This is a genomic window from Amycolatopsis sp. NPDC051045, assembly GCF_040682955.1.
Taxonomy (GTDB): Bacteria; Actinomycetota; Actinomycetes; order Mycobacteriales; family Pseudonocardiaceae; genus Amycolatopsis.
Genome location: NZ_JBFBCC010000038.1, coordinates 21,734 through 48,550, shown reverse-complemented (window position 1 = coordinate 48,550; position 26,817 = coordinate 21,734). Strand labels below are relative to the sequence as shown.

Below are 26,817 nucleotides of genomic sequence, written 5' to 3'. Positions count from 1 at the left end.
ACCCTCGGCTGGCGAACGCCAGCCGAGGCCCTCACGAAGCTACTGTTAGATCAACAAACGACAGGTGTTGCAACCACCGCGTGAATCCGCCTGGCCTTCACGGACTTGCGCGGGAGCGGCCGCAAGCGGCGCTGAGCCAGGCCGGGAGCGTCAACGCCGGGCCGGGAGCGTCAGCCGTAGATCGCGCGGTGCGCCGCGCGGATCACCGCCGCGTAGCCGCCGCCGAAGGTGCCCGAGCGGGCCAGGGCCGCGCGGGCCGCGTTCGCTCCCGGGCCGCCGTGGACCGCGCCGCCCGGGTGGGCCGACGCCCCCGCCAGGTAGAGGCGGTCGACCGGGGTGTCCGGGCGGCCCGTGCCGATCACCGGGCGGAAGAACAGCTGCTGGTGGATCGCCGCCGTGCCGCCGTTGACCGCGCCGCCGACCAGGCCCGGGTCGTGCTCGGCGAGCTCGACCGGGCCCTGCACGTACCTCGCCTTGATCAGGTCCGTGAACCCCGGCGCGTTCGCCTCGACCGTCTCCTCCATCCGCCGGGCCCGCCGCTCGAGCGTGGCCCGGTTTTCCATCGTGCCGCGCGGGACGTGCGTGTACGCCCACGCCGACTCCGTGCCCGGCGGCGAGCGGTCCGGGTCGCTCGTGGTCATCTGGCCCAGCAGCAGGAACGGGCGGCGCGGGGTCCGGCCGCGGACGAGTTCGCCGCCGAAGGCCGACAACCCGTCCAGGTCCGTGCCCAGGTGGATCGTGCCGGCCCCGCGCGCCGCTTCGGCCGTCCACGGGATGGGGCCGGACAGCGCCCAGTCCACTTTGACCGTCGCGCTGTCCCACTGGAACCGCGCCAGGTCTTCGACGAACCGGGACGGCAGCCATTCCGGCGCGAGCAGCTCGCCGTACAGCAGCGGCGCGGGGATGTCGGCGAGCACCGCCTTGCGAGCCCGGACCGGGGCGCCCGAGGCGTCCCGGACCCCCATCGCCCGGCCGCCGGCGACGAGCACTTCCCGCACCGGGCGTCCACAGTGGACCGTCCCGCCGCGCGACTCCAGGCGGCGCACCAGCGCCGCGGTCAGCTCGCCCGCGCCGCCCGCCGGCACCGGGAACCCTTCGTCCTGGCCGATCATCGCCATCAGCCAGCCGAACACCGCGCTGCCCGCGTTGTCCACCGAAACGTCGCTGTGCGCGGCGTTTCCGGCCAGCAGCAGCTTCGCGCCCTCGCCGGTGAACAGCTCGTCGCCGAACCGGCGCACCGGCAGCGTCAGCATGCGCGCCAGCCGCAGGGCGTCACCGGTGCCGGTGCGGCGCAGCAGCTTCAGTGCCGGGCGGACCGGCGGGAACGACGTGAACAACGTCTCCAGCAGCGGCTCGCGGATTTCGCGCCACTGCTCGAACAACCGCCGCCACGCGTCGCCGTCGCCGTCACCGAACTCGTCGACCGACGCCGCCGTGCGGCCGACGTCGCGCGAAAGCACCACGCACCGGTCGTCGGGCAGGACGTGCGCGAGCACGTCGGGCGCGTGCCGCCAGCGCAGGCCGTGCTCCTCCAGCCGCAGGCCCCGGATCGCCGGGGACACCGCGCTCATCGGGTAGAAGGCGCTGAACAGGTCGTTGCGGAAGCCCGGCTCGGTGACTTCGGCGGTCCGGACCGCGCCGCCGGGGTGCGCCGTCGCCTCCAGGACCAGCACCGACCACCCCGCGTCGGCCAGGAGGTTCGCCGCCACCAGGCCGTTGTGCCCGGCGCCGATCACCACCGCGTCGACGGCTTCCGTACTCACTCCGGCCTCCCGGCGGGTCAGGCTTGCGACTGGTGGCTCGGCCCGACCCGGGTGAGCGAGCGGAACCGGGCCAGTACCCCGTCGCGGCGCGGCGGGGCCAGGGGCGGGCTCGCCGCCCCCGCGCCCGACCGGAGCCCGGCGACCAGGTCGGCGAGCGCGGCCGCGGCGTCATACCGAGGTTGCCAGCCCAGCGCGGTCTCCGCCAGCGTGGTGTCGGCGAGCGCCGCGCGGTCGGCCAGTTCGAGCCAGCCCGGGTGCAGCGGCAGCACCCCGCCAAGCCAGGCCGCCCGGGCCGCGGCCAGCACCACCGGCTTCGGCACCGGGAGCCGGGCACCGCCGAGGACACCGGCCAGCGCGTCGGCGTCGAGCACCTCCGGTGCCGCGAGGTTGACCGGGCCCGTGAAGCCGGTGGCGAGGATCGACCGGATCGCGTCGGCGACGTCGGCGGTGTGCACCACCTGCGCGCGCAGGTCCGTCCACAGCGGAACCGGCAGCCGCCGTCCACCGACGACGCCGGCGGGCACCACCGGGCCGAGCAGCCAGCGCGCGAACTCCCCGGCCGCACGCCGGTGCAGGATCGCGCACGGCCGGATCCGGGCCACCCGGACCTGCGGGTACTTCCGCTCGAACCGGTCGAGCAGGGTCTCCAGCGCGGCCTTGCCGCGGCTGTAGGCGCTGCCCGCGATGCCGTCGCACGGCCAGTCCTCGGCCACCTTCTCCCAGCGGGGCGCCGGCCCGTAGGCGGCCACGGACGAGGCGGCGACGAGGTGCGGCACGCCGGTGGCCGCCGCCGCGGCGAGCACGTGCCGGGTGCCGTGATCGTTGGTGCGCCACATCGGCGGGTCGCCGCGCACCGGCGAGATCGCCCACGCGAGGTGGACGACGGCGTCCGCGTCCGCGAACACCTCCGTCAGCTCCTCCTCCGCGCCGGGGACGCCGATGTCGACGGCGCGCCAAGCCGCCCGGCGGTACGGTTCGGCCGTCGTGTCGGGCAGCCGCCGCGCCAGCCCGACCACGTCGTGGCCGGGCTCGAGCGCGGCCAGCAGTGCCGTTCCGACGTTCCCGGTCGCCCCGGTGATCACGATGCGCACCCGAAAGGCTTACCCGGTGTCGTGCCCACGAAACCGCGTCCACCGGGCTTCGGCCCGAACTCACAGAATTCAGACGAGATCCCGCGGGATCCGCCGGTGCCAGTTCCGCGAGACGATCCGCCGCGCCCCGTCGTACCCGTCGAGCTGCGCGTCGATGACGAACTCGGTGTCGGTGCACGAGACGCGCGTGCGGGTCTCGCTGCGCGCCACCCATTCGCCGCGGGCGAAGGTGACGTCCCACCCGGTCTCCGCCACCGGGGAGCAGAAGTCGTCGGCGACCCAGCTGTAGCGCTCGCGGACGTCCCGGGTGACCTCCAGGTCGAGGTCGTCGTACCGGACCGTCCCCGCGTTCTTCACGATGTCCAGCGCCGAGTGGTAGTCCACGAGGTCCCGTGAGACGGTCCAGCGCTGCTCCCCCGGCGTCACCGCGGTCACCGTCATCGGCGGCGCGCCTTCGGGTTCGCCGAACGGCCGGGACGGCAGCTCGTCCGGTTCGGCGACCGGGCGGACCGGCAGCTCGAGCGCGCTGTGTCCGGTGTGGACGGACAGCAGCACCGGCGTCGGCGGTGGCCAGGCCAGCGGCCAGTACGACGTGGACAGCGAGAGCCGGATCCGGTGCCCGGCCGGGAACGCCTGCGCGACGGCGTTCAGCTCGATCTCGACCGCGCACCGCTGCCCCGGCTCCATCGGCGACGGCTCGTCGTGGCCGTCGCGGTGGGTCAGGTTGAGCAGCCCGTAGGTGACGCGCGTGGCCCGCCCGTCCGGCGCGACGTCGGACAGGCGCGCCGCCACCATCGCGACCGGCTGGTCGGCCGAGACCTCCAGCCGCACCTTCGGCGAGCCGAGGATCTCGCAGCGCTCGGTGAGCACGTCGGTGTCGAAGACCAGCGACCCGCCGTCCTCTTCGCGCTGGTCGTAGGGCAGATCGGGCGGGGCGCTGTAGGACGCCCACTTCCCGGAGAACTGCCCGACCGACAACGGGGACGACACGGTCAGCGCCTCGTCGGAGACCGCCTCGCCCGGCCGCGCGAGGCGGTGCCGGGCCAGCGGCAGCGCGGTGACCTCGACGTGCGGCGACGGCCAGGACGGCTCGCCCGCCCAGCGGCCGGGCCGCTCCTCGTACGACGTCGACGGCGGCACGCTCTCCTGCATCCACGTCCGCAGCATCGGCCCCTCCATGGCTCCGTTTTCCTCACCGCGCAGCCAGTGGTCCCACCACCGGACGACCTCCTGGAGGTAGCCGATCGCCGGCCCCGGTTCGCCGAGGTGCGGGTACTTATGCGACCACGGGCCGATCAGCCCGCGGCGAGGCACGTCGAGGTGGGCCAGCAGTCGGATCACGGCGTTGGAGTAGCCGTCGGCCCAGCCGCTGGAGGCCAGCACCGGCACCTGGACGTCGCTGTAGTTCTCCGACACCGAGGCGTGCCGCCAGTAGTCGTCGCGGCGCTGGTGGCCGAGCCAGTTCTCGATCCACAGGCTGCAGTTCTCCAGCCGCTCCAGCCACATCTCGCGCCACCGCTCCCCGACGACCGCCGGGTCGGGCGGCAGCGTGGCGTAGGCGAACATCGTGCCCGACTCGGCCACGTTGTCCGACAGGAGGCAGCCGCCCATGTAGTGCATGTCGTCGGCGAACCGGTCGTCGGTGAACGACGAGATCACGATCGCACGCAGGCTCGGCGGTTTCCGCGCCGCGACCTGCAACGCCGCGAACGCGCCCCAGGAGATGCCCATCATCCCGGTGTCGCCGGTGCACCACGGCTGCGCGGCGATCCACTCGAGGGCCTCCTCGGCGTCGAGCTGCTCGCGTTCGAGGTACTCGTCGGCCAGGACGCCCTCGGACTCGCCGGTGCCGCGGATGTCGACGCGCACGCAGGCGTACCCGTGCCCGGCGAGGTAGGGGTGGTGGATCGAGTCGCGGGGCGCGGTGAGGTCCCGCTTGCGGTAGGGGATGTATTCGAGGATCGCCGGTACCGGTTCGGTGTCCGACGAGACCGGCCGCCAGATGCGGGCGGACAGGACGGTCCCGTCGGACATCGGAATCCGGACGTGGTCTTCCTCGGTGATTTCGTACGGCAGCGAGGTGACGGCTCGCAAGAGCAGGTTCCTCCCGGTTTTACGCGTTCGGCTGCAGCAGGATCTTCTGGGCACCGTCGAGCTTCTTCTGGAAGATCTCGTACGCGCGGGGCGCGTCTTCCAGGGGGAGCTTGTGGGTGGCGAAGCCTTCGACGCCGAGCGGGTCGCCGTCGCCGGTGAGCACCGGCATGATGTCGTCGAGCCAGTGCCGGACGTTGGCCTGGCCCATCCGCAGCTGGATCTGCTTGTCGAACAGCTCCATCATCGGCATCGGGTCGACCATCCCGCCGTACACGCCGGAGAGGGAGATCGTGCCGCCGCGGCGGACGCTGTCGATGGCGGCGTAGAGCACGCTGAGCCGGTCGATCCCGGCCTTCTCGGTGATCTTCTCGCCGAGCGGCTGCGGCAGCAGCCCGACGAGGGTGTGCGCCAGCTTGCCGACCGGGGCGCCGTGCGCCTCCATGCCGACCGCGTCGATCACCGAGTCCGCGCCGCGCCCGTTCGTCAGCTGGCGGATGCTGTCGCCGATTTCCTTGTGGTCACGGGTGTCGAGCGCGGTGGCGCCGTGCTCGCGGGCCCGGGCGAGGCGCTCGGGCACCAGGTCGACGCCGATCACCTGGCCGGCCCCGCGGTGCCGCGCGATCCGGCAGCACATCTGCCCGATCGGCCCGAGGCCGAAGACCACGACCGTGCCGTCCCGCGGGACGTTCGCGTACTCGACGGCCTGCCAGGCGGTCGGGACGACGTCGGAGAGGTAGACGAACCGCTCGTCCGGCGGGCCGTCCGGGACCTTGATCGGGCCGTAGTGCGCCTGCGGCACGCGCAGGTACTCGGCCTGCCCGCCCGGGACCTGCCCGTAGAGCTTGGTGTAGCCGAGCAGCGATGCGCCCTTGCCGTGCTCCTTGACCTGGGTCGTTTCGCACTGCGACTGCAGGCCGCGCTCGCACATCCAGCAGTGGCCGCAGGAGATGTTGAACGGGATCACGACGCGGTCGCCGGGCTTGAGGTTCTTCACCCCCGGCCCGACTTCCTCGACCACGCCCATCGGCTCGTGGCCCAGGATGTCGCCCTCGGTCATGAACGCGCCGAGCACTTCGTAGAGGTGCAGGTCGGAGCCGCAGATCCCGGTCGACGTGATCCGCACGAGCGCGTCCGTGGCCTCCTCGATCTTCGGATCCGGCACGTCCTCGACGCGGACGTCGCGTTTGCCGTGCCAGGTCACTGCCTTCATGGCTCTCCCTTTCCGCGTACGGCTGTCTCCGCCCCGGCTTCCCGCGGGCGGTGGCGGACAAACCCGCCGCGGTCGGTGACCTCCGGGGCTTCGACAACTCAGGTGATCAGGTCGGCCACCAGGTACACGGCCGCGGCCACCGCCGCGGCGGCCGGGAAGGTCAGGACCCAGCCCAGCACGATGTCGCGCGCGATCCCCCACCGCACCGCCGACAGCCGCCGGGTCGCGCCGACGCCCATGATCGCCGCGGTGATCACGTGCGTCGTCGAGATCGGCGCCTTCACCGCGAACGCCGTCACGTACAACACCGAGGACGCCACGGATTCCGCGACGAAGCCGTGCGGCGGGTCGAGCGGGAACACCCGACGGCCCAGCGTGCGCATGATGCGGAGCCCGCCGGAGTAGGTGCCGAGCGACAGCGCCGCCGCGCACACCAGCGTCACCCACATCGGCACCGCGAACGTCGTCTGCTGCCCCGCCGCCACCAGCGCCAGCACGATCACGCCCATGCCCTTCTGGGCGTCCTGCAGGCCGTGGCCGAGCGCGAGCGCCGACGCGGAGACGATCTGGAACCGGCGGAACACCCGGCCGCTGCGGTGCGGGTTCGCCCGGCGCAGCAACCACAGCGCGGCCACCATCGCGAGGTACCCCAGCACCAGCCCGACCAGCGGCGACACCACCATCGGGATCAGCACCTTCTCCGCGATCCCCGCCCAGTGCACGGTGCTCGCCGCGGCCAGTGCCGCCCCGACCATGCCGCCGATCAGCGAGTGCGAAGACGACGACGGGAGCCCGAAGTACCAGGTGATCAGGTTCCAGGTGATGGCCCCGGCCAGCGCGGCGAAGACCACGGTGAGCGCGTCCGGCCCGACCGGGACGTCGATGATCCCCTTCGCCACCGTCGCCGCGATGCCGGTGGACAGCAGCGCGCCCGCCAGGTTCATCACCGCCGCCAGCACGAGCGCGGCGCGCAACGTCAGCGCCCGCGTCGACACCGCGCTGGCGATGGCGTTGGCCGCGTCGTGGAACCCGTTGGTGTAGTCGAAGACGAGCGTCAGCACGATCACGGTGACCAGGGCGGCGGTCCCCGTCACTCAGGACTCCTTGACCGCGATGGTCTGCAGCACGTCGGCCACGTGCTCGAACGCGTCGGCCGCCAGCTCGAACTGCTCGACGACCTCCTTGGTCTTCAGCACCTCGAGGGCGTCCCCGCCCGGCTCGAACAGGTGCGCCAGGATCCGCCGGTAGACCCGGTCGGCCTCGTTCTCCAGCTCGTTGACCTCGATCCAGTACGGTTCGAGCTCACCGACCTTCGCCAGGCCCGGCATGGCCGACGCGGTCAGCTCCGCGCACCGGCACAGCACCCGGACCAGGATGTCGGTGCCCGGCGGGAACGCCTCGATGCGGTACAGCACGGCCAGGTCGGCCGCGGTGTCCATGAAGTCGAGCACGTCGTCGATCTTCCCGGCGAGCGCCTGGATGTCCTCGCGGTCGAACGGGGTCACGAAGGAGCTGTTGAGCTCGACCATGATCGTGTGCGTCAGCTCGTCGCCCTGGTGTTCGACCTCGTGCAGGCGCTTGGCCAGTGCCTCCCGGTCCGCGGGCTCGGCCGCCACGATGTCCCGCAGCAACGCGGTCGCGGCCACCAGGTTTTTCGCGGCGTCGGTGAGCAGGTCGAAGAACCGGCTGCCCCGTGGGGTGAACCGCATGAATGGACGTCCCTTCCTCGGCACACAGCCGTCCGGAGCCGGGTACCCCGTTCGGCCGCACGTTTAACGAGCGATCTCCGGGAAATCAGGAGGCATGACCGATCCCGGATCCCGGCGCCTGAGAGTACTGCTCTGGCACGTGCACGGCTCGTGGACCGACGCTTTCGTCCGCGGCCGCCACGACTACCTCCTGCCGGTATCACCCGACGGTGCGCCCTGGGGCCTCGGCAAGGCCGGGCGCGACTGGCCGTCGGTGACCGAAGTGCCGCTCGGCCGGCTGGCCGAGGCCGAGCCCGACGTCGTCGTCCTGCAACGCCCGGAGGAACTGGACCTGGCCGCTCGGCTGGGCGTGCCGTGCGTCTACGTGGAACACAACGCGCCCCGGCCGTACGCCGCGTCCAGTGAGCACCCCCTCGCCGGCCGCTCCGACATCACCGTCGCGCACGTGACCCACTTCAACCGGGCGATGTGGGACTGCGGCCGCGCACCCACGACCGTGGTGCCGCACGGCATCCCCGATCCGGGGCCGCGCTACACCGGTGAGCTCGCCGCCGGCGTGTCGATGATCAACGAGCCGGTGCGGCGGCAGCGCGTCACCGGCGCCGATCTGCTCGGCACGCTCGCCGAGGCCGCGCCCGTCGACGTGTTCGGCATGGGGACCGAAGAACTCGCCGCGCCGCTGCGGGGACTGGGCGACGTCCCGGCACCCGCGCTGCACGACGAGATCGCCCGCCGCCGCGTCTACCTGCACACCGCCCGGTGGACGTCGCTGGGACTGTCCCTTTTGGAGGCGATGCACCTGGCGATGCCGGTCGTCGTCTTCGCCGCCACCGAGGCGGTCGAGGCGGTGCCGGCCGACGCGGGCGTGCTCTCCACCGACGTCTCCGTGCTGGCCCGGGGCTTCCGCGAACTGCTGCACGAGCCCGACTTCGCCGCCCTCGCCGGGAAGAACGCCCGCGAACACGCCCTGAAACACCACGGGCTGGACGCCTTCCTGACCGCTTGGGACCACCTCCTCGCCGAGACGGTCCGTTGACCACGAAGGGAACGCCTCCCCGATGAAGATCGCCATGGTGTCCGAGCACGCCAACCCCCTCGCCGCACTGGGCGAAGCCGACGCCGGTGGCCAGAACGTGCACGTCGCGGAGCTGTCGGCCGCGCTCGTGCGCGCCGGTCACGACGTCACCGTCTACACGCGCCGGGAGAGCCGCGACGAGCCGCCGGAGGTCCGGACGCCGCAGGGGTACCGCGTCGTGCACGTGCCGGCCGGGCCGCCGCGCAAGGAGCCGAAGGACCGCCTCCTGCCCTACATGGGCGAGTTCGGCAGCTTCCTGCGCGACCATTGGGCGATCGAGCGGCCGGACGTGGCGCACGCGCACTTCTGGATGTCCGGGCTCGCGACCTCGCTGGCGGCGAGCGCGACCGGGACACCGGTCACGCAGACCTTCCACGCCCTCGGCGTGGTCAAGAAGCGCTACCAGGGCGACCAGGACACCAGCCCCGCCGACCGCATCCGGCTGGAGCGGATCATCGGCCGCCAGGCCGGGCGCGTGATCGCCACCTGCTCCGACGAGGTCTTCGAGCTGTCCCGCCTCGGCGTGCCGCGGTCGCGGATCTCGATCGTCCCCTGCGGCGTCGACCTCGACCGGTTCAGCCCCGACGGGCCGGTGGCCCGCCGCCGGCTGCCGCACCGGCTGGTCGCCGTCGGCCGGCTGGTCCCGCGCAAGGGGTTCGACACCGCGATCGCCGCGCTCGCCCAGCTGCCGGCCACCGAGCTCGTCATCGCCGGCGGGCCCGAGCGGGGCAAGCTGTCCCAGGACCCCGAGGCGCAGCGGCTGCGGCAGCTGGCCGACCGGCTCGGCGTCGGCGACCGCGTCCGCTGGCCCGGCCAGGTGTCCCGGGAGGACATGCCCGCGTTGCTGCGCTCGGCCGACGCCGTGGTGTGCACGCCGTGGTACGAGCCGTTCGGAATCGTGCCCCTGGAGGCGATGGCCTGCGGCGTCCCGGTGGTCGCGGCCGCGGTCGGCGGCCTGACCGACACCGTCGTCGACGGCGTCACCGGGCTGCTGGTCCGCCCGCAGCAGCCGAAGGAACTCGCGTCCCGGGCGCGGCGGCTGATCGACGACCCGGCCCTCTGCCACGCCTACGGCACCGCGGGCCACGACCGCGCGGTGGCCCGCTACTCGTGGGACCGCGTCGCCGCCGACACGCTGCGTGCCTACCACAAGCTGGTTCCCCAGGCCGCGGCCACGGCCGAGGCCCGCTGACCGCCGCTTTCAAGTGATAGTGACAGGCCGGGACGCCCCTTTCGCGTGAAAGCGGCGTCCGGGCCTGCCGGGTTCAGCCCACGTAGCGGCGGGCCTTCGAGGCGCGCTGGGGGGCTTCCAGGAGACGGAGGCCGTGCTCGACGTGGGGCGGCACCACCCGGCGGTTCGCGAGGACCGACGGCAGGCCGCGGACGACGTCCAGGAGCGCCGCCGCCGTGGCGAGGTCGGCGGGTGCGGAACGCAGCACATCGCGGCCGCGGCGGAAGACCGCGGGCCAGGGGCGGCGCAGCAGGAGCGTCCACAGCGTGTTGCGGATGCCGAGGCGGCGACGGTGGCGCGGGTCGCGCAGCTTCGACGGCGCGTGGTGGATCACCACGTCCTCGGCCCAGCACATCCACCAGCCCCGCGCGGCCAGGTCGAGGGCGAACAGCTCCTCCTCGCCACCGAGCCACATCCGCGGCGAAAAGCCGCCCACCTCGCGGAACGCGTCGACGCGCACCGCCGTCAAGCCGGCCATGATGCCGAGCAGCGCCGGCCCCGGCAGCCAGGCCGGCCCGGGCACCGGCGATTCGCGCAGCTCCGGCGTGATCGGGTCCTCGGCCAGGCCCGGCTCGACCAGGCAGCGCCCGGTCACCGAGCCGAGGCCGGGGTGGCCGTCCAGGATGTCGGCGGCCCGGGTCAGCGCGCCGGGCTGCCAGGTCGTGTCGTCGTCGCAGAACGCGACGTACGGCGTCGTCACCTCCTCGACGGCGACGTTGCGCGCCACCGCGCCGAGGTTCTCCGCCAGCCGGAACAGGCGGACGCCGGGGAACTCCCGGGAAACCATGTCGGCCGAGCCGTCCGCGGACCCGTTGTCCGCGACGAAGACCGGCGCGCCGTCCGGCAGGGACGTCATGTGCGCCAGGGTTTCCCGCAGCTGCTCACGGCGGTTGCAGGTGATGATCACGACCGAGATTCGCGCCATTCGGCGGTCCTTTCCAGAGTCCGGGCCTGGTGTTCGACGTGAGCGGGCAGGACGCGGCGGGAGCTCAGCGCGCGCGGCAGGCGCGGCACCGCGCCGAGGACGGCGCCGGGCGCCTTCACCAGCGTCCGCGCCACCTCGCGGCGGCAGACGCGGGGCGGGCGGCGCAGCACGGCGATGAGCAGCCGGTTGCGCAGTTCGGCCCGGCGGCGCCACGACGACGGCGGCCGCGACCGGGACGGGTGGTGGTGGGCGCGCAGACGCCCGACGTAGCAGACCTCCCAGCCGTGCGCGGCCAGGTCGTAGGCGAGCAGCTGTTCCTCCGCGCCGAAGTGCAGCAGCGGGCTGAACCCGCCCACCTGCAGGTACGCGGTGCGGCGCACGATCGCCGAGCAGGCGAGGAAGCCGAGCACCAGCGGCCCGGGGGCCCCCTCCGGGTGGCCCAGCGGGCTGCGCTCCATTTCGGGCGTCACCGGGTCGTCCCGGCATTCCGGGCCGACGAGGGTGCGCGCGGCGAGCAGGCCGGTCCGCGGGTGCTCGTCGAAGATCCGCTCCGCCTCGGTCAGCGCGTCCGGCGCCCACCACGAGTCGTCGTCGCTGAAGGCGACGTAGGGCGTGTCGGCCGCGATGACGCCGAGGGTGCGGGCGGCGGCGCCGAGGTTCTGCGGCAGGTGGATCAGGCGCACGTTCGCGTGCCGGACGGCGACCTCGGCCGTGTCGTCCTCGGAAGCGTTGTCCAGCACCACGACCGGCGGCCGTGGGTCCAAAGAGGACAATTGGCGGAGGGTGCGTGCCAGCTCGGCGGCGCGGTTGCGGGTGGCGATGACGACGGTCGTGCGCGCGCTCACCGCTGTCCCACCAGTTCGGCCACCAGCGCGGCCAGGGAACCCGGGTGCGCGGGCGGGCGCACGGACGCCGACAGGCACCACTTCAGGCGGGCGTCGAGCAGCGCGGTGTCCCCGGCGTCCTCGGCGGTCACCACCGGCCAGTCCAGCGCCGTCCCCTGTGCGGTCACCTTCCCGCCGCCGGCCACCGGGTCGACGGCGAGCACCGGCACCCCGGCCTTGAGGCCCAGCACCAGCCCGTGCAGCCGGGTCGTCACCACCGCGTCCATCCGGGACACCGCCGCGGCGAACTGGTCCGGTGTCGCGCACCGCTCCCAGTCCTCGTGCGCGAGCCGGGTGTCCAGCGGCACCCGGGCGCAGTCCAGGCCGGCGAGCCAGCCGGTCAGTGCCTCGTGGACCGCACCGTGGCGGCCCGCGCGGCCGTATTCCGGCTGGTGCGGCGCGAGGATCACGCCGAGCACCGGCGTGGGCGACACCGGGGCACCCAGCGACAGATCCGGTTCGGCGGTGACGCCGTCGTCGCGCGGGAGGACCCGGTGGAACCCGGTCACCGCCGGGTCTTCGGCGTCGGGCACCGACACGCCGACCGCGATCCGGCGGCACGCGGCGTACCGCTCGTGCAGGGAACGCACCTGCGGCCCGTGCACCGGGCCGCAGGCGAACACCACGTGCGTGTAGTCCTCGGGCGGCGCGTCGGGCAGGTGCAGGGTGCCGGGCCGGAAGCCCGGGCTCCACGCCACCCGGTGCTCGATCCCCGCCCCTTCCAGCGCGGCACCGACCGCGCGCAGGCTGAGGACGTCACCTGCCGTCGCTTCGCCGTGCAGGAAACTGGCCCAACCGGTGAGCAGAACTCGCATGGCTTGGGGCGTACCCGTTCTCCTGTCCCTTACACGGTTTTGCGCCACCCGGGGCCGGGTAGCCGCCACGGCATGACGGATCCGGGAGTGACCAGGCGGTTCGAGCGTGCGGTGGTGACCGGGGGTGCCGGCTTCGTCGGCGCGCACCTGTGCGAGCTGCTGCTCGAAGAGGACATCGAAGTCGTCGCGGTCGACAACCTCGCGACGTCCTCGGCGGACACCCTGGACGACCTGCGCCGCCACGAGCGGTTCCGGTTCGTGCGCCACGACGTCACCCGGCCGCTGCCACCGGACTGCCGGGCCGACGTCGTGTTCCACCTGGCGTCGGCCGCGTCGCCCCGCGACTACCTGGCCCTGCCGCTGGAAACGCTGCGCGCGGGCTCGTACGGCACCGAGAACGCGCTCGAGCTGGCCCGCCGCGACGGCGCCCGGTTCGTGCTCGCCTCGACCAGCGAAGTCTACGGCGATCCCCTCGAACACCCGCAGCGCGAACAGTACTGGGGCAACGTCAACCCGATCGGGCCGCGCAGCGTCTACGACGAAGCCAAGCGCTACGCCGAAGCGCTGACATCGGCCTACCGCCGGGAACTCGGCGTCGACACCGCCATCGCGCGGATCTTCAACACCTACGGCCCCGGCATGCGCGCCCACGACGGCCGGATGATCCCGGCGTTCCTCGACCAGGCCCTCAACGGGCAGCCGATCACCGTCACCGGCACCGGTGAGCAGACGCGGTCCATCTGCTACGTCGAGGACACCGTCCGCGGCCTGCTCGCCCTGGCGCGGTCGGGCCACCCGGGCCCGGTGAACATCGGCAACCCGCACGAATTGACGGTCCGCCAAGTCGCCGAACGGATCAAGGAGATCACCGGGTCCGGCTCCCCTGTGGAGTACATCGACGCGGTGGTCGACGACCCGCAGCGCCGCTGCCCCGACATCTCCCTCGCCCGCGACGTCCTCGGCTGGGAACCGAAGGTCGAAGCCGACGACGGCCTCCGTCGCACTGCGGCGTGGTTCCGCCGGGCGCCGTCACGCTGAGTAGCGACGCCCAGGGGTTTTGCGCGCGATCGTTTATCAACGACTTCGGCGGGTAGCGCTATAGGTGAGAGCGGGCCGGAACGAGTCCGCACCGAAACGCCAGAGGCAGGTCGATGCGCATACTCGGGATCAACGCCGTATTCCACGACCCCGCCGCCGCACTGGTCGTGGACGGGGAGATCGTCGCCGCGGCGGAAGAGGAGCGGTTCAGCCGCCGCAAGCACGGCAAACAAGCGGTGCCGTTCTCCACCTGGGAGCAACCCGCGCAGGCCGCCGCCTGGTGCCTGGCGCAGGCGGGACTGTCCCCGAAGGACCTCGACGCGGTCGGGTACTCCTACGACCCCGCGCTGGTCGAACCCGGCCTGGCCGGGCACGACCCCAGCGGCGAGGAGCTGCGGACGGAATTCGCCCGGCGGGCCCCGAAATTCCTCAAGGCCGCGCTGCCCGGGCTGGACCCGGGGATCGTCAAGTTCGTCCGCCACCACGTCGCGCACGCCGCGTCGGCCGCGCTCGCCGCGCCGTTCGGCGACTGCGCCGTGCTCGTCGCCGACGGACGCGGCGAAAGCACGTCCTATCTGGCCGGTGAGTACCGCGACGGGCGGTTCAAGGAACTGGCGGCCCAACGGCTCCCCCATTCGCTCGGCCTGCTCTACGAGGACCTCACCGAGCACCTCGGCTTCGCGCGGTCCAGCGACGAGTACAAGGTCATGGCGCTCGCCTCCTACGGCAAGCCGGAGTTCCTGGACGAACTGTGCGAGCGCGTCCACGTCACCGGGGACGGCGGGTTCCGCGCCTCCGGCGTCGACCTGGCCTCGCTGGCCCCGCGCCGCGAAGCCGGCGAAGAGCTCAGCCGGCGGCACGCCGATCTCGCCGCGAGTGTCCAGAAAGTCCTCGAGGACATCCTGCTGGAGCTGGCGGACTGGCTGCACGAGGCCACCGGCCAGCGCGATCTGGCGATGGCGGGCGGGATCGCGCTCAACTGCGTCGCCAACACCCGGCTGCACGCCGAGGGCCCGTTCGACCGGATCTGGGTGCAGCCCGCCGCGGGCGACGCGGGCACCGCGCTCGGCGCGGCGCTGCAGCTGGCCGCCGAAGCGGGGGAACGCCGCACGTCCATGGGGGACGCCGGGCTGGGTCGCGGGTGGACCGAGGAAGAACTCGAAGAAATCCTCGTCACGGCCAAGCTGCCCTACGAACGCCCCGACGACCTCGCCGAAACCGTCGCCGAAGCACTGGCGAACGACGAAGTGATCGCCTGGTTCCAGGGCCGGGCCGAGTTCGGCCCGCGGGCGCTGGGCCACCGGTCGCTGCTGGCCCACCCGGGCCGCAAGGCGAACCTGGAACGGCTCAACGACGTCAAGGGCCGCGAGCAGTTCCGCCCGGTGGCACCGATGGTGCGGGCCGAACGGGCGGCCGAGATCTTCACCCGTGGCCCGCTGCCCAGCCCCTACATGCTGTTCGTGCACGACGTCGCCGAAGCCTGGCGGGACCGCATCCCGGCGGTCACGCACGTCGACGGCACCGCCCGCGTGCAGACCGTCGAGGAGCGCGAAAACCCGGTGCTGGCCCGGATGCTGGCCGCCTTCGAGCGCCGGACCGGCCTGCCGGTCGTCATCAACACCAGCCTCAACACCGCGGGCCGCCCGATGGTCGACTCCCCCCGCGACGCGCTCGAATGCTTCGGTTCCGCGCCGATCGACCTGCTCGCGCTGGGGCCGTTCGTGCTCCGGCGTCCCCGTCCGACCCGACCCGGCGCGGCGTCGCCGGAAAAGGAGGTGCCGTGATGGAAGACCACCTCGCCGCTCTGGCCGAGGCCGCCCGGCGAACCCGGGAATCCGCACCCAAGATCACCGCGTGGGGCCGGCACCTGGCCACCGTGTTCGAAGCCGGCGGCCGGCTGCTCGCCTGCGGCAACGGCGGCAGCGCCGCCGAGGCCCAGCACCTGACCGGCGAGCTCGTCGGGCGGTTCCGCCACGAGCGGCGGCCGCTCTCGGCGATCGCGCTGCACGCGGACACGTCCGCGACCACGGCGATCGTCAACGACTACGGCGACCACGAGGTCTTCGCCCGCCAAGTGCACGCGCACGGGCGGCCGGGCGACGTCCTGGTGTGCCTGTCGACCAGCGGGGGCAGCCAGAACGTCGTCGCCGCCGCGAAGGCGGCGCACGAGCTGGGCGTGACGACGTGGGCCCTGACCGGGCCGGCCCCGAACCCGCTCGCCGCCCTGTGCGACGACGCGGTGACGGTCGAGGCGCCGACCGTCGCGACCGTGCAGGAGATGCACCTGGCCCTGGTGCACGGCCTGTGCGCGGCGCTCGACGACGCGCTCGGGGTCACCGCATGAGGCCGCTGGTCGTCCTCGGCGACACGCTGCTGGACGTCGACGCCGAAGGCACCGCCGAGCGGCTGTGCCCGGAGGCGCCGGTGCCGGTCGTCGACCTGACGGCGCGGCGCCGCCGTCCCGGCGGGGCCGGCTTGGCCGCGCTGCTGGCCGCGCGGTCCGCGGCCGAGGTCGTCCTGGTCACGCCGCTCGGCGACGACGAAGGCGGGCACGCGCTCACCGGGCTGCTGGAACCGGACGTCGGCGTGCTGCCGCTGCCGCTGCGCGGCACGACGGTGTGCAAGACCCGGGTCCGCGCGGGCGGGCAGTCGTTGCTGCGCCTCGATTCCGGCGACGGCACGGCGACCGCGGACCCACTGCCGCCCCGCGCCCGCGAGGTGCTGGAAGACGCCGGCGCGATCCTGGTGGCCGACTACGGCCGCGGTCTCACGCGCAACCCGGACGTCCGGCGGCTCCTGCGGGAGCTGGCCGAGCGGATCCCGGTGGTCTGGGACCCGCACCCCCGCGGCGCCCAGCCGGTGCCCGGCACGCGGCTGGTCACCCCGAACCTCGCCGAGGCGCGCGCGGTGCTCGCCGGGCACGAGGAACCGGCCGAGCTCGCCAAGCTGCTGCGCGGCCACTGGCACGCCGACGCGGTCGCGGTCACCGTCGGCGCGCGCGGCGCCGTGCTCGCCGACGGCCTCGGCGAAACGGACGTCCCGGTCCCCGCCGCGGCGCGGACCCCGGGCCACGCCGCGCCCGACACCTGCGGTGCGGGCGACCGGTTCGCCGCCGCGGCCACCGCGGCCCTGCTCGGCGGCGCGGACACGACCGAAGCCGTGGTGACGGCGGTGGAGGCGGCCGCCCGGTTCGTCGCCGCCGGCGGCGCGACCGCGCTGTCCACGGACGACGGCCCGGTTCCCGACCCGCAGCCGGCGACCGACGCCTTCGGCCTCGCCGACCGGATTCGCGCGGGCGGCGGCCGCCTGATCGCCACCGGTGGCTGCTTCGACCTGCTGCACCCCGGGCACGTCAGCCTCCTGCGGCAGGCCCGTGCCCTCGGCGACGCGCTCGTCGTCTGCCTCAATTCCGACGCGTCGGTGCGCGCCCTCAAGGGGCCCGGCCGCCCGCTGGTGCGCGACCGCGACCGGGCCCGGCTCCTGACGGCTTTGTCCTTCGTGGACGCCGTCGCCGTCTTCGACGAGCCCTCCCCCACCGCCGTCCTGGAGAAGCTGCGCCCGGACGTCTGGGTCAAGGGCGGCGACTACGCCGAAGCGGACCTGCCCGAACGCGCGGTCGTCGAGCGGCACGGCGGTGAGGTCGTGCTCGTCCCGACCGTGCCCGGCTACTCGACCTCCCGGCTGGTCGCCGCGGCGGCCAGTGCCTGAATCCCCTCCCCCGCGAAGGAGAGCGATGCGACCCCTCGGCAACGTCCTGATCACCGGTGGCGCGTCCGGACTCGGCGCCGCCACCGTCGACGCCGTCCGCAAGGCGGGCGGCACCCCCTACGTCCTCGACCGCGTCCGCCCCGACGACCCGGCCGAATACGTCGAGGCCGACCTGACCGACACCGCCGCCACCGAGCGGGCGGTGCGCGAGCTCGCCGAGCGCGCGGGCGGCCTCGACGGCGTCTTCACCGCCGCCGGCACCGACGCCTGCGGGCCGCTCGGCACCGTGCCCACCGAAGACTGGGAGCGGGTCGTCAAGGTCAACCTGTTCGGCACGGCCGCGGTGATCCGCGCCGCGCTCCCCTACCTGGAACGCTCGCACGGCACGGTCGTCACCGTCGCGTCCACCCTGGGCATCAAGGCGGTCAGCGACGCGACCGCCTACTGCGCGTCGAAGTTCGGCGTCGTCGGCTTCACCCGCGCCCTCGCCGCGGAGCTCGCCGGACGCGTCGGCGTCACCCTGCTCGTCCCCGGCGGGATGTGGACGCACTTCTTCGACGACCGGACCGACCAGTACAAGCCGCCGCCGGACGCGAAGCTCAACCAGCCCGAGCACGTCGCGAACACCGTGGTCTTCGCGCTCCAGCAGCCGCCGGGCGCCGAAGTCCGCGAAATGGTCGTGTGCGCGTCGGAGGAGGGGTCGTGGCCGTGAGCGGCGCGGTCCTCGTGCTGCGCGCGCTCGGCGTCGGGGACCTGCTGACGGCGGTGCCCGCGTTGCGCGCCCTGCGCGCGGCCCACCCCGGCGAGCGGCTCGTGCTGGCCGCGCCGGAAAGCCTGCGGGACCTGGTGGAGCTGATCGACGCGGTCGACGAGCTGCTGCCGACGCCCGGGCTCGGCGAGCTCGCCTGGCCGGGTCCGCCGCCGAGGCTGGCGGTGAACCTGCACGGCAGCGGGCCGGAAAGCATCCACGACCTGCTGGACACCGACCCCGCCGAGCTGCTGACCCACCGCCACCCCGACTTCCCCGACGTGCCCGGGCTCGAGTGGCGCGACGACGTGCACGAGGTCGACCGCTGGTGCCGGCTCGTCGAGTACGCCCACCTGGAGGCCGACCGCTCGGCCCTGCGGCTGCCCGTGCCGCCGGGCCCGAGCCCGGCCCCGGACGCCGTCGTGGTGCACCCCGGCGCGGCGTTCCCCGCCCGCCGCTGGCCGCCCGAGCGGTTCGCGACCGTGGTCCGGGAGCTCGCCGCGGCCAGCCACCGCGTCGTGCTCACCGGCAGCGCCGGCGAACGCGACCTGGCCCGCGGGATCGCCGAGGCGGCCGGTCTCGGCGACGACGCCGTGCTGGCCGGGCGCACCGGCCTGGCGGAACTGGCCGCGCTGGTGGCCGGGGCGGCGCTCGTCGTCTGCGGCGACACCGGCGTCGGGCACCTCGCCACGGCGTTCGGCACGCCGTCGGTGCTGCTGTTCGGCCCGACCCCGCCCCGGCTGTGGGGCCCGCCGCCCTCCGCGAAGCAGCATGTCGTGCTGTGGGCCGGAAATGTCGGCGACCCGCACGGCGAAGAGCCCGACGGCGGGTTGCTGCTGCTGGGCGAGGAACGCGTGCTCGCCGCGACGCGGTCGGCCCTCGGAATGCGGGTGGCCCATGGCTGAGCACATCGGGATCGTCGGCGCGGGTTACGTCGGCCTGACCAGTGCGGCCTGTTTCGCCCGGCTCGGGCACCGGGTGACCTGCGTGGACGCCGACGAGTCCAAAGTGGACGAGCTGAACCGTGGCGTGGTGGCCATCGCCGAACCCGGCCTGGCCGAGCTGGTCGGCCAGGGCCTCGCCGACGGGACGCTGACCTTCACCACCGCCCAGGCCGAGCTGTACGGCGCCGGCATCGTCCTGCTCTGCCTGCCCACGCCGCCGGCCGAAGACGGGCGGCCGGACCTCGGCGTCCTCGAGCAGGTCGTGCCCCAGCTCGGACGGCTGCTGCGGCCGGGCTGCGTGGTGGTCACCAAGTCGACGGTGCCGGTCGGCACCGCGGCGCGGCTGCCCCGCCTGCTCGGCCGCGACGACCTGCCGGTGGTGGCCAACCCCGAGTTCCTCCGCGAAGGGCACGCCGTCGAAGACTTCCTGCACCCGGACCGGGTGGTGGTCGGCACCGACCCGGCGGATTCGCCGGCGGCGCAGCGGATCGCCCGGCTGTACGAGCCGACCGGTGCGCCCGTGGTGGCGACCGACTCGGCCAGCGCCGAACTCGCGAAGTACGCGAGCAACGCGTTCCTCGCAGTGAAACTGTCCTACGTGAACGTCCTCGCCGAACTGTGCGAGCGGTTCGGCGCGGACGTCCGCGAGGTTTCGCGCACCATGGGCCTCGACGCGCGGATCGGCTCCGAGTTCCTCGCCCCCGGCCCCGGCTGGGGCGGTTCGTGCCTGCCGAAGGACACCTCGGCGCTGCTGCACGCCGCCGAGACGGCGGGCGTCGACTTCGGCATCCTGCGCGACGCGGTCCGCGTCAACGCCCGGCAGCGCGCCCGGGTGGTGCGGGCCGTGCGGCAGGCGGTGACCGGGTCGACGGACGGGTCTTTGGCCGGCACCCGCATCGGCCTGCTGGGCCTGGCGTTCAAGGCGGGCACCGGCGACCTGCGCGACTCCCCCGCGCTCGCGGTGGCGACGGAGCTCGCCCGCGCGGGCGCCGAGCTCACCGCGCACGACCCGGCCGTCGGGTGCGTCCCCGGCACGGGCGCGGTCCAGGTCGTCGACGACCCGTACCTGGTGGCCAAGGACGCCGCGGCCCTCGTCGTGCTCACCGAGTGGCCCGAGTTCCGGGACCTCGACTGGGCCCGGCTCGCCGCCGCGGCCGATCGGGCGGTCGTCGTCGACACCCGCAACCTGCTCGACCCCGACCGGCTGGCCGAGGCCGGGTTCACCCACGTCGGCGTCGGCACCCGACCCAGGAGGCAGTCATGACCCTGCGCGTCCTCGCGCTGACCTGCACGCTCAAGCCGTCGCCGGCGAAGTCGAGCAGCGACCTCATCGCGCGGCAGCTGCTCGACCTGTTCGCCGAACGCGGCGCCACCGGCGAGCTGGTCCGCGTGGTCGACCACGACGTCCGCCCGGGCGTCGAGGCCGACATGGGCAACGGTGACGCGTGGCCGGGCATCCGGCGGAAGATCGCCGACGCCGATGTCCTGCTGATCGCCACCCCGACCTGGGTCGGCCACATGTCGAGTGTCGCGCAGCGGGTCCTGGAACGCCTCGACGCCGAGCTGTCCGAGACGGACGGCGAAGGCCGGCCGGCGATGTTCGGCAAGGTCGCGGTGGCCGCGGTCGTCGGCAACGAGGACGGCGCCCACAAGATCATCGCGGACCTGTTCCAGGCGCTGAACGACACCGGCTTCACCGTGCCCGCGCAGGGCGCCACCTACTGGAACGGCGAAGCCATGCAGGGCGGCGACTACCAGGACCTCGAGGAGACGCCGGAGGCCGTGGCCTCGACGAACGCGACCCTGGTCCGCAACGCCGTCCACCTGGCCAACCTGCTGCGTGCGCAGCAGTACCCGGTCGCCTGATTACTCCATTCGAGTGGCATCACTGGGCCGGACGAGTGTGGCGCAAGCCACCTGGGTAACCCTGGGGCACCTTCGACCTCGCCAGGGGGCGTTATGCCGAACCGAGTCATGATCAGCCGCGACAGCAAGCCCATTCCGTGCGAGGAGTGCGGCCTGCCCACGTTGCACGTCGCCCGGCTGGTGTCCGGCGACGGCACCCTGCTGGGCCAGACCATGGTGTGCACCGCCTGCCGGCGGCACCGGTCGGAAGCCGACACGGTCGCGGTCCAGTAGCCCGCCCTGAAGGCCACCGCGGGGAAGTTCCCCGCGGTGGCCTTCAGCGTTCTTCCAGCTTCTCCACCAGCAGCCGCGCGGGCAGCGTCATCGTGCCCAGGCCCAGCCGGGCCGGCACGCCGTCTTCTTCCGCCGTCACCAGCCGCTCTTCGAGCTTTTGGAGCAGCGCCCGGCATTCGTCCAGCTCGACCGGTTCCCCCACCGCCGCCACGGCCTGCACGGCGCCGGCCAGGTGGTGCATCAGGTCCGCCAGCGACTCCCGGGCGTCCGGCCAGGGGTACTCGAACGGGTGCTCCCGGCGGCCCGCCGTCGTGCGCACCGCGACGAGCAGCTGCGAAACCGCGGGCCACAACCCGATGAGCGTCCGGAGGGGACGTTCGTGGTGCGCCCCGGCGGCCGGGCGGCCGCGGCGGAGGTTCAGCCTCCGCCCTTCCCGCGTCAGGCCGACCGCCTCTTCGGCCGCCAGCACCTGGCTCCGCGCGTCCTGCGCCTGCGACAGCAGCTCGTCGAGGTCGTCCGGCGGCTCCTCGCGGCGGATCAGGTCGGACAGCGACTCCAGCAGGCCGGCCAGCGCCGTCGCGAGCCGCCCGGCCGCCACGGCCAGGCGCTCGCCGTACAGCGGCGGGAAGATCAGCGTGTTGACCGCGACGCCGATCGCCGCGCCCAGCGCCGTTTCCAGCAGGCGGTCACCGAGGAGCACGGGCTCGGTCGCCGTGCCGTAGGAGATCACCAGCATGCCGGTGACGCCGACCCAGACCCCCGAATCGCCGAAGCGCCGCCAGCTGCCGGCCAGCAGGCCCACGAACACGACGGTGGCCAGCGCGACCGCCTGCCACGGGATGAGCTGGCCCGCCACGGCGGCGAGGAGCACCCCGAGGGCCACCGAGCCGACCTGCTGGACCCACCCCCGCAGCGACCGGTAGACGGTGGCTTCCACCAGGAAAACGGCCGCGTAGGGCGCGAGGAACGGCTGGGGCAGCCGCAGCACCAGGGTGGCCAGCAGCCAGGCCGCGGTCGCCGCGAGGGTGGCTTTGGCCGTTTGGACCAGGATCCGCCGTTCGCGGCCCGGGATCCGGAGCGCGCGGGCGACCCAGCCGAACGGGGTCCGGTCGTGCTGATCCGGGTCCGCCGAGGTCTGCTCACCCTGGTTGGGCCGGAACACCCGGGCCAACCGGCCGACCGGCGTCCCGCCCCGCTGCTCTGCGTCCGCTGAAGAGCCGCCGCTTCCGGCACCCCGCTGACCCCTGTCAGGCCGGAACACCCGGCCGTCCGGCGTCCCGCCCCGCTGATCCGCCTCTGCCCAGGAGCCGCCACCCGACCGGGCTTGCGTGCTCCCCTTCCCCGCCGGCTCGGGGGCGACCCGGCCGGCCGGGGTCCGGTCCTGCCGTTCCCCGTCCGGCCGGTCCTGCTCGCCCGCCTCCGGCCGGGGAGCACCGGGTCTGTCCCGCCGTTCGGTCATGCGGGCAGGGCGATGTGCACGAGCTTCGTCTGGGTCATCTCGTCGAGCAGCTCGGGCCCGTAGCCGTAACCGCTGCCGCTGCGGCCGCGCGGGTGCGCGGCCCCGCCCGGTGCCCCGCCGAACACGTTGTTGACCTTGACCGTGCCGGCGGGCAGCTCGCGCCACGCGCGCTGGGCGTGCGCCATCGACGCCGTCAGCACCGTCGCGGCCAGCCCGTAGTCGCCCTTCGCGGCTTCGGCCAGCCCCTCGTCGAAGTTCGGCACCACCTGGACCGGCGCCACCGGGCCGAACGTCTCTTCGGTCATCACCCGCAGGTCGGCCGCGCAGCCGGTGAGGACCGTGGCCGGGTAGTGGGCGCCGGGGCCGTCCGGGACCGCTCCCCCGGTCAGCAGCCGGGCGCCGCGCTCGAGTGCGTCCGTCACGTGCGAGTGCACGTGGTCGCGGTGCCGCCGGTCCACCAGCGGGGCCAGTGTCCGGCTTTCCGCCTCCTTCACCAGCGCCGCCAGGAACGGCTCGGCGATCGCGGAGCACACGTAGATCCGCTCGACGGCCACGCAGATCTGCCCCGCATTGGCGAACGCGCCCAGTGCCGCCTGGCCGGCCGCCCACGTCGGGTCGACGTCTTCGTCGACCACGAGCGGATCGTTGCCGCCGTTCTCCAGCAGGGTCTTCGCCCCCGTCGCGGCCGCGCTCGCGGCGATCGACCGGCCGGTCGCGGTGCTGCCCACGTGGGCGATGACGTCGACGTCGTCGCGCATCGCGAGGATCGCGCCGACCCCGCCGTCGCCGTGGAGGGTCTGCAGCACGCCACCGGGGAAGACCCCGCCGAGCACGTCGCCGAGCAGCTGCCCGGTGTGCGGCGCGCGCTCGCTCGGCTTGTGCACCACGGTGTTGCCCGTGGCCAGGGCCGCACCGAGGAGCCCGCAGGCCACCGCGACCGGGTCGTTCCACGGCGTGAGCGCCACGACGACGCCGTGCGGTTCGGGCACCATGAGGTCGGTCGCGCCCACGTCGCCGAGCAGGCTGCGGCCGCGGTGGACCGGACCGAGCTCGGCGTACTGGTCCAAAGTGCCCGCGCCGGCGAGCACGCCTCCGCGGGCTTCGTCCCGCGGCTTCCCGGTTTCCGCTTCGTTCGCCTTCGCCAGCTCGTCGGCGTGGGCCCGCAGCCGTTCGGCGGCGGTGTGCAGCAGCGCCCCGCGTTCGGCGGCCGGGGTCCGGGCCCATTGCGCCCGGGTCCGGCGAGCCAGCGCGAGCGCGGCGTCGATCTCGTCTTCGCCGGCGGCCGGCACCCGGCCCACCAAGCTGCCGTCGGCCGGGTTCCGGATTTCGATCGTCCCCGCGGTCATCCGCACCTCCTTCTCGTCGCCCGCCGGTTACCCGGGCGCGACGACTTCGACACGCCGTTTGATCACCCCCGCCGCGGGTACCCGTTACCTCGTGACTGCTTCGCTCGACTACACCGTGGTGATCCCCACGACGGGCCGGGAGACGCTTCGGCCACTGCTGGAAACCCTCCTCGGCGGGCCGGACCCGCGGCCGGCGGAAATCCTCGTCGTCGACGACCGCCCCAGCGGTGCCGAACTCGACGTTCCCGGCGGCGTCCGCGTGCTCCGCTCCGGCGGGCGCGGCCCGGCGGCGGCGCGGAACCTCGGCTGGCGCACCGCGAAGAGCGAGTGGATCGCCTTCGTCGACGACGACGTCGTGCTCGCCCCCGACTGGCCGCGGCAGCTCGAAGACGACCTCGGTGCGCTCCCGCCGGAAGTGGCCGCGTCCCAAGGCCGGATCACGGTTCCGCTGCCCACGGACCGGCGGCCCACCGACGACGAACGCGGCACCGCGGGCCTCGAGCACGCGCGGTGGATCACCGCGGACATGGCCTACCGCCGCCGCGTGCTCGCCGAAGTGGGCGGCTTCGACGAGCGCTTCCCGCGCGCGTTCCGCGAAGACTCCGACCTCGCGCTGCGCGTCGCCGAGGCCGGGCACCGGATCGACCAGGGCGAGCGGCTGACCACGCACCCGGCCCGGCGGGCCGGGTTCTTCTACAGCCTGAAAGCCCAGCGCGGCAACGCCGACAACGCGCTGATGCGGGCCAAGCACGGCGTGCTCTGGCGGCAGCGCACCGGCGCCGGGCCCGGCCGGCTCGGCCTGCACGCACTGTCCACAATGGCCGGTCTGGCCGCGCTCACCCTGCCGTTGCTGCGGCAGCGCGGAAGAGCGCTGCTCGCGGCCGGGCTGTGGGCCGGGCTGACGGCGGAGTTCGCCGGCCGCCGGATCCTCCCGGGCCCGCGGACCCCCGGCGAGGTGGCGCGCATGGTCGTCACCAGCGCCCTGATCCCGCCCGCCGCGTGCTACCACCGGCTGCGCGGGGAGATCGCGGCCCGGCGGCCCCGGCCCCCGGTCGCGGTGCTGTTCGACCGGGACGACACGCTGATCGTCGACGTCCCCTACCTCAACGACCCGGACGGTGTCCGCCCGGTGCCCGGCGCCGTCGAACTGGTGCAGGACCTGCGTGACCGCGGCATTCCGGTCGGCGTGGTGAGCAACCAGTCCGGGGTCGCGAAAGGACTGATCACGCGAGAGCAGCTCGACGCGGTCAACGCCCGCGTCAAGGAGCTCTTCGGCCCGTTCGGCACCTGGCAGGTCTGCGTCCACGACGACGGCGACGGCTGCGCGTGCCGCAAACCCGCCCCCGGCATGGTGCTGCGGGCCGCCCGCGAGCTCGGCGTCGACCCCGCGTCCTGTGTGGTCATCGGCGACACCGGCGCCGACGTCGACGCCGCGCTCGCGGCCGGGGCCCGTGCGGTGCTGGTGCCGACCGCCCGCACGCTGGAACCCGAGATCGCCCGCGCGCGCCGGCACGCCGCCGTCGCCCGCGACCTGTCCGAGGCGCTGCGCGTCGCCGGGGTCGCCGGATGACCCGGGTGCTCGTCGCCCGCCAGGACAACCTCGGGGACGTCCTGCTCGCCGGGCCCTGCGTCCGGGCGGTCGCCGCGTCCGGGGCGAGCGTGACGCTGCTGACCGGACCGCACGGGCGCGCCGCCGGCGACCTGCTGCCGGGCGTGGCCGACGTGCTCACCTGGACGGCGCCGTGGATCGACCCGGAGCCGCCGCCGGTGACCGCCGAGGACACCGGTGCGTTCGTCTCGCTGATCCGGTCGCGGTCGTTCGACCGGGCGCTGATCCTGACGTCGTTCCACCAGTCCCCGTTGCCGCTGGCCCTGCTGCTGCGCCAGGCCGGGGTCCCGTGGGTCGGCGCGATCTCCGAGGACTACCCGGGCAGCCTGCTCGACCTGCGCCACCGCGTCGACGGCGATCCGCCGGAGCCGGTCCGGATGCTTTCGCTCGCCGAAGCGGCGGGGTATTCCCTGCCGCCGGACGACCACGGTGCCCTGGCGCTGCGGCGCCCGTTGCCGGACATGAGCAGGCTGACCGGCGGCGGGGCGTACGTCGTCGTGCACCCCGCGGCGTCGGTGCCCGCCCGCCAGCCGTCGGCGGCGTGGAGCCGCGAGACGGTGCGGGCGCTGGCCGCCGACGGGCACCGGGTGCTCGTGACGGGCGCGCCGTCCGAGCGGGCGCTGACCCAGGAGGTCGCCGGGACGTCGGGGGTGCACCTCGGCGGCCGGACGTCCCTGGCGGAGCTGGCGGCGGTGCTGTCCGGCGCCCGGGTCGTGGTGGCGCCCAACACGGGCCCCGCCCACCTCGCCGCGGCGGCGGGCACCCCGGTGGTGTCGCTGTTCGCCCCGGTGGTGCCGCCGGAGCGGTGGGCACCGTACGGCGTCCCCACGGTGGTGCTGGGCGATCAGCAGGCCCCCTGCCGCGCCAGCCGTGCCCGGATCTGCCCGGTCCCGGGCCACCCCTGCCTGGACACGATCGACCCCGCCGACGTCTGCCGCGCGGTGACGGCCCTCGCTCAGCCCGGAGTCGTTTCCCCGGAGAGCGCCGAGATGACGTCGTCGCGTTAGCCATGTCCCCTGCGTCGTCTTC

At 74.2% G+C, this 26,817-nt stretch carries 24 protein-coding genes; 13 read left to right on the top strand and 11 right to left on the bottom strand.

The genetic code is table 11. The annotated features are described in order from the left end of the window. Positions 1–170 precede the first annotated feature (170 nt). The 6 genes from AB0M80_RS42040 to AB0M80_RS42015 all read right to left on the bottom strand — a co-directional run bounded on the left by AB0M80_RS42040 (position 171) and on the right by AB0M80_RS42015 (position 7,867). A complete protein-coding gene (locus AB0M80_RS42040) occupies positions 171–1,763 on the bottom strand; it encodes an NAD(P)/FAD-dependent oxidoreductase (protein WP_364576123.1) in 1,593 nt (530 codons plus the stop codon). Between the two features lie 17 nt (positions 1,764–1,780). Next, a complete protein-coding gene (locus AB0M80_RS42035) occupies positions 1,781–2,854 on the bottom strand; it encodes an NAD-dependent epimerase/dehydratase family protein (RefSeq protein WP_364576121.1) in 1,074 nt (357 codons plus the stop codon). 69 nt (positions 2,855–2,923) lie between these two features. Next, the gene (locus AB0M80_RS42030) at positions 2,924–4,948 is read right to left on the bottom strand and encodes a CocE/NonD family hydrolase (RefSeq protein ID WP_364576119.1); all 2,025 of its coding nucleotides are present in this window, start codon (positions 4,946–4,948) and stop codon (positions 2,924–2,926) included. 19 nt (positions 4,949–4,967) lie between these two features. Then, positions 4,968–6,158, bottom strand: coding sequence for a zinc-dependent alcohol dehydrogenase (locus AB0M80_RS42025; RefSeq protein WP_364576118.1), 1,191 nt, complete (start codon positions 6,156–6,158; stop codon positions 4,968–4,970). 98 nt (positions 6,159–6,256) lie between these two features. Next, entirely contained in the window at positions 6,257–7,252 is a 996-nt protein-coding gene (locus AB0M80_RS42020) for an inorganic phosphate transporter (RefSeq protein ID WP_364576116.1), read from the bottom strand. After that, on the bottom strand, positions 7,253–7,867 hold the full coding sequence (locus tag AB0M80_RS42015) for a DUF47 family protein (protein ID WP_364576114.1): 615 nt from the start codon (positions 7,865–7,867) through the stop codon (positions 7,253–7,255). It abuts the gene before it with no gap. Positions 7,868–7,961: 94 nt separating this feature from the next. Between AB0M80_RS42015 and AB0M80_RS42010 the strand changes: the two genes are divergently transcribed. Together AB0M80_RS42010 and AB0M80_RS42005 are read left to right on the top strand one after the other, a co-directional pair. Beyond that, positions 7,962–8,903 carry a glycosyltransferase gene (locus AB0M80_RS42010; RefSeq protein ID WP_364576112.1) on the top strand — a complete coding sequence of 314 codons (942 nt, stop codon included), beginning with the start codon at positions 7,962–7,964 and terminating at the stop codon, positions 8,901–8,903. Between the two features lie 22 nt (positions 8,904–8,925). Further along, entirely contained in the window at positions 8,926–10,134 is a 1,209-nt protein-coding gene (locus AB0M80_RS42005; protein ID WP_364576110.1) for a glycosyltransferase family 1 protein, read from the top strand. 73 nt (positions 10,135–10,207) lie between these two features. Here AB0M80_RS42005 and AB0M80_RS42000 read toward each other — a convergent pair whose 3' ends face one another. From AB0M80_RS42000 to AB0M80_RS41990, 3 genes are read right to left on the bottom strand one after another with little or no spacing between them, the layout of a single operon-like run. Beyond that, positions 10,208–11,098, bottom strand: coding sequence for a glycosyltransferase (locus AB0M80_RS42000; RefSeq protein ID WP_364576108.1), 891 nt, complete (start codon positions 11,096–11,098; stop codon positions 10,208–10,210). Then, a complete protein-coding gene (locus AB0M80_RS41995) occupies positions 11,077–11,943 on the bottom strand; it encodes a glycosyltransferase family 2 protein (protein ID WP_364576106.1) in 867 nt (288 codons plus the stop codon). The genes AB0M80_RS42000 and AB0M80_RS41995 overlap by 22 nt, the downstream gene beginning before the upstream one ends. Then, a complete protein-coding gene (locus tag AB0M80_RS41990; RefSeq protein WP_364576104.1) occupies positions 11,940–12,797 on the bottom strand; it encodes a polysaccharide pyruvyl transferase family protein in 858 nt (285 codons plus the stop codon). The genes AB0M80_RS41995 and AB0M80_RS41990 overlap by 4 nt, the downstream gene beginning before the upstream one ends. Positions 12,798–12,869: 72 nt before the next feature. Between AB0M80_RS41990 and AB0M80_RS41985 the strand changes: the two genes are divergently transcribed. From AB0M80_RS41985 to AB0M80_RS41945, 9 genes are all read left to right on the top strand, one after another. Continuing rightward, positions 12,870–13,835: a UDP-glucuronic acid decarboxylase family protein gene (locus AB0M80_RS41985; protein WP_364576102.1), complete on the top strand. Its 966-nt coding sequence runs from the start codon at positions 12,870–12,872 to the stop codon at positions 13,833–13,835. Positions 13,836–13,948: 113 nt separating this feature from the next. Then, entirely contained in the window at positions 13,949–15,619 is a 1,671-nt protein-coding gene (locus AB0M80_RS41980; protein WP_364576100.1) for a carbamoyltransferase C-terminal domain-containing protein, read from the top strand. Next, a complete protein-coding gene (locus AB0M80_RS41975) occupies positions 15,619–16,179 on the top strand; it encodes an SIS domain-containing protein (protein WP_364576125.1) in 561 nt (186 codons plus the stop codon). The genes AB0M80_RS41980 and AB0M80_RS41975 overlap by 1 nt, the downstream gene beginning before the upstream one ends. Then, the gene (locus AB0M80_RS41970; protein WP_364576099.1) at positions 16,176–17,543 is read left to right on the top strand and encodes a PfkB family carbohydrate kinase; all 1,368 of its coding nucleotides are present in this window, start codon (positions 16,176–16,178) and stop codon (positions 17,541–17,543) included. Before AB0M80_RS41975 ends, AB0M80_RS41970 begins: the two co-directional genes overlap by 4 nt. A gap of 25 nt (positions 17,544–17,568) precedes the next feature. Next, the gene (locus tag AB0M80_RS41965) at positions 17,569–18,255 is read left to right on the top strand and encodes an SDR family oxidoreductase (protein WP_364576097.1); all 687 of its coding nucleotides are present in this window, start codon (positions 17,569–17,571) and stop codon (positions 18,253–18,255) included. Continuing rightward, positions 18,246–19,196, top strand: a complete 951-nt coding sequence (locus tag AB0M80_RS41960; RefSeq protein ID WP_364576095.1) for a glycosyltransferase family 9 protein — start codon at positions 18,246–18,248, stop codon at positions 19,194–19,196. Before AB0M80_RS41965 ends, AB0M80_RS41960 begins: the two co-directional genes overlap by 10 nt. Beyond that, the gene (locus tag AB0M80_RS41955; protein ID WP_364576093.1) at positions 19,189–20,499 is read left to right on the top strand and encodes a UDP-glucose/GDP-mannose dehydrogenase family protein; all 1,311 of its coding nucleotides are present in this window, start codon (positions 19,189–19,191) and stop codon (positions 20,497–20,499) included. Before AB0M80_RS41960 ends, AB0M80_RS41955 begins: the two co-directional genes overlap by 8 nt. Next, positions 20,496–21,101 (top strand): NAD(P)H-dependent oxidoreductase, encoded by a 606-nt coding sequence (locus AB0M80_RS41950; RefSeq protein WP_364576091.1) that lies wholly within the window; start codon positions 20,496–20,498, stop codon positions 21,099–21,101. Before AB0M80_RS41955 ends, AB0M80_RS41950 begins: the two co-directional genes overlap by 4 nt. 93 nt (positions 21,102–21,194) lie before the next feature. Continuing rightward, positions 21,195–21,374 (top strand): hypothetical protein, encoded by a 180-nt coding sequence (locus AB0M80_RS41945; RefSeq protein ID WP_364576089.1) that lies wholly within the window; start codon positions 21,195–21,197, stop codon positions 21,372–21,374. Positions 21,375–21,417: 43 nt separating this feature from the next. Here the strand turns inward: AB0M80_RS41945 and AB0M80_RS41940 are convergent, their stop codons facing one another. Both AB0M80_RS41940 and AB0M80_RS41935 read right to left on the bottom strand, forming a co-directional pair. Beyond that, positions 21,418–22,536: an aromatic acid exporter family protein gene (locus AB0M80_RS41940; RefSeq protein ID WP_364576087.1), complete on the bottom strand. Its 1,119-nt coding sequence runs from the start codon at positions 22,534–22,536 to the stop codon at positions 21,418–21,420. A 293-nt stretch (positions 22,537–22,829) separates the two neighbouring features. Continuing rightward, positions 22,830–24,179: an aldehyde dehydrogenase family protein gene (locus tag AB0M80_RS41935; RefSeq protein WP_364576085.1), complete on the bottom strand. Its 1,350-nt coding sequence runs from the start codon at positions 24,177–24,179 to the stop codon at positions 22,830–22,832. A 91-nt stretch (positions 24,180–24,270) separates the two neighbouring features. On the opposite strand from AB0M80_RS41935, the gene AB0M80_RS41930 reads away from it, so the two are divergent. Next, complete coding sequence (locus tag AB0M80_RS41930) at positions 24,271–25,749, top strand: HAD-IIIA family hydrolase (RefSeq protein ID WP_364576083.1); 1,479 nt, start codon at positions 24,271–24,273, stop codon at positions 25,747–25,749. Beyond that, positions 25,746–26,795, top strand: a complete 1,050-nt coding sequence (locus tag AB0M80_RS41925; RefSeq protein WP_364576081.1) for a glycosyltransferase family 9 protein — start codon at positions 25,746–25,748, stop codon at positions 26,793–26,795. Before AB0M80_RS41930 ends, AB0M80_RS41925 begins: the two co-directional genes overlap by 4 nt. Positions 26,796–26,817: the final 22 nt, after the last annotated feature.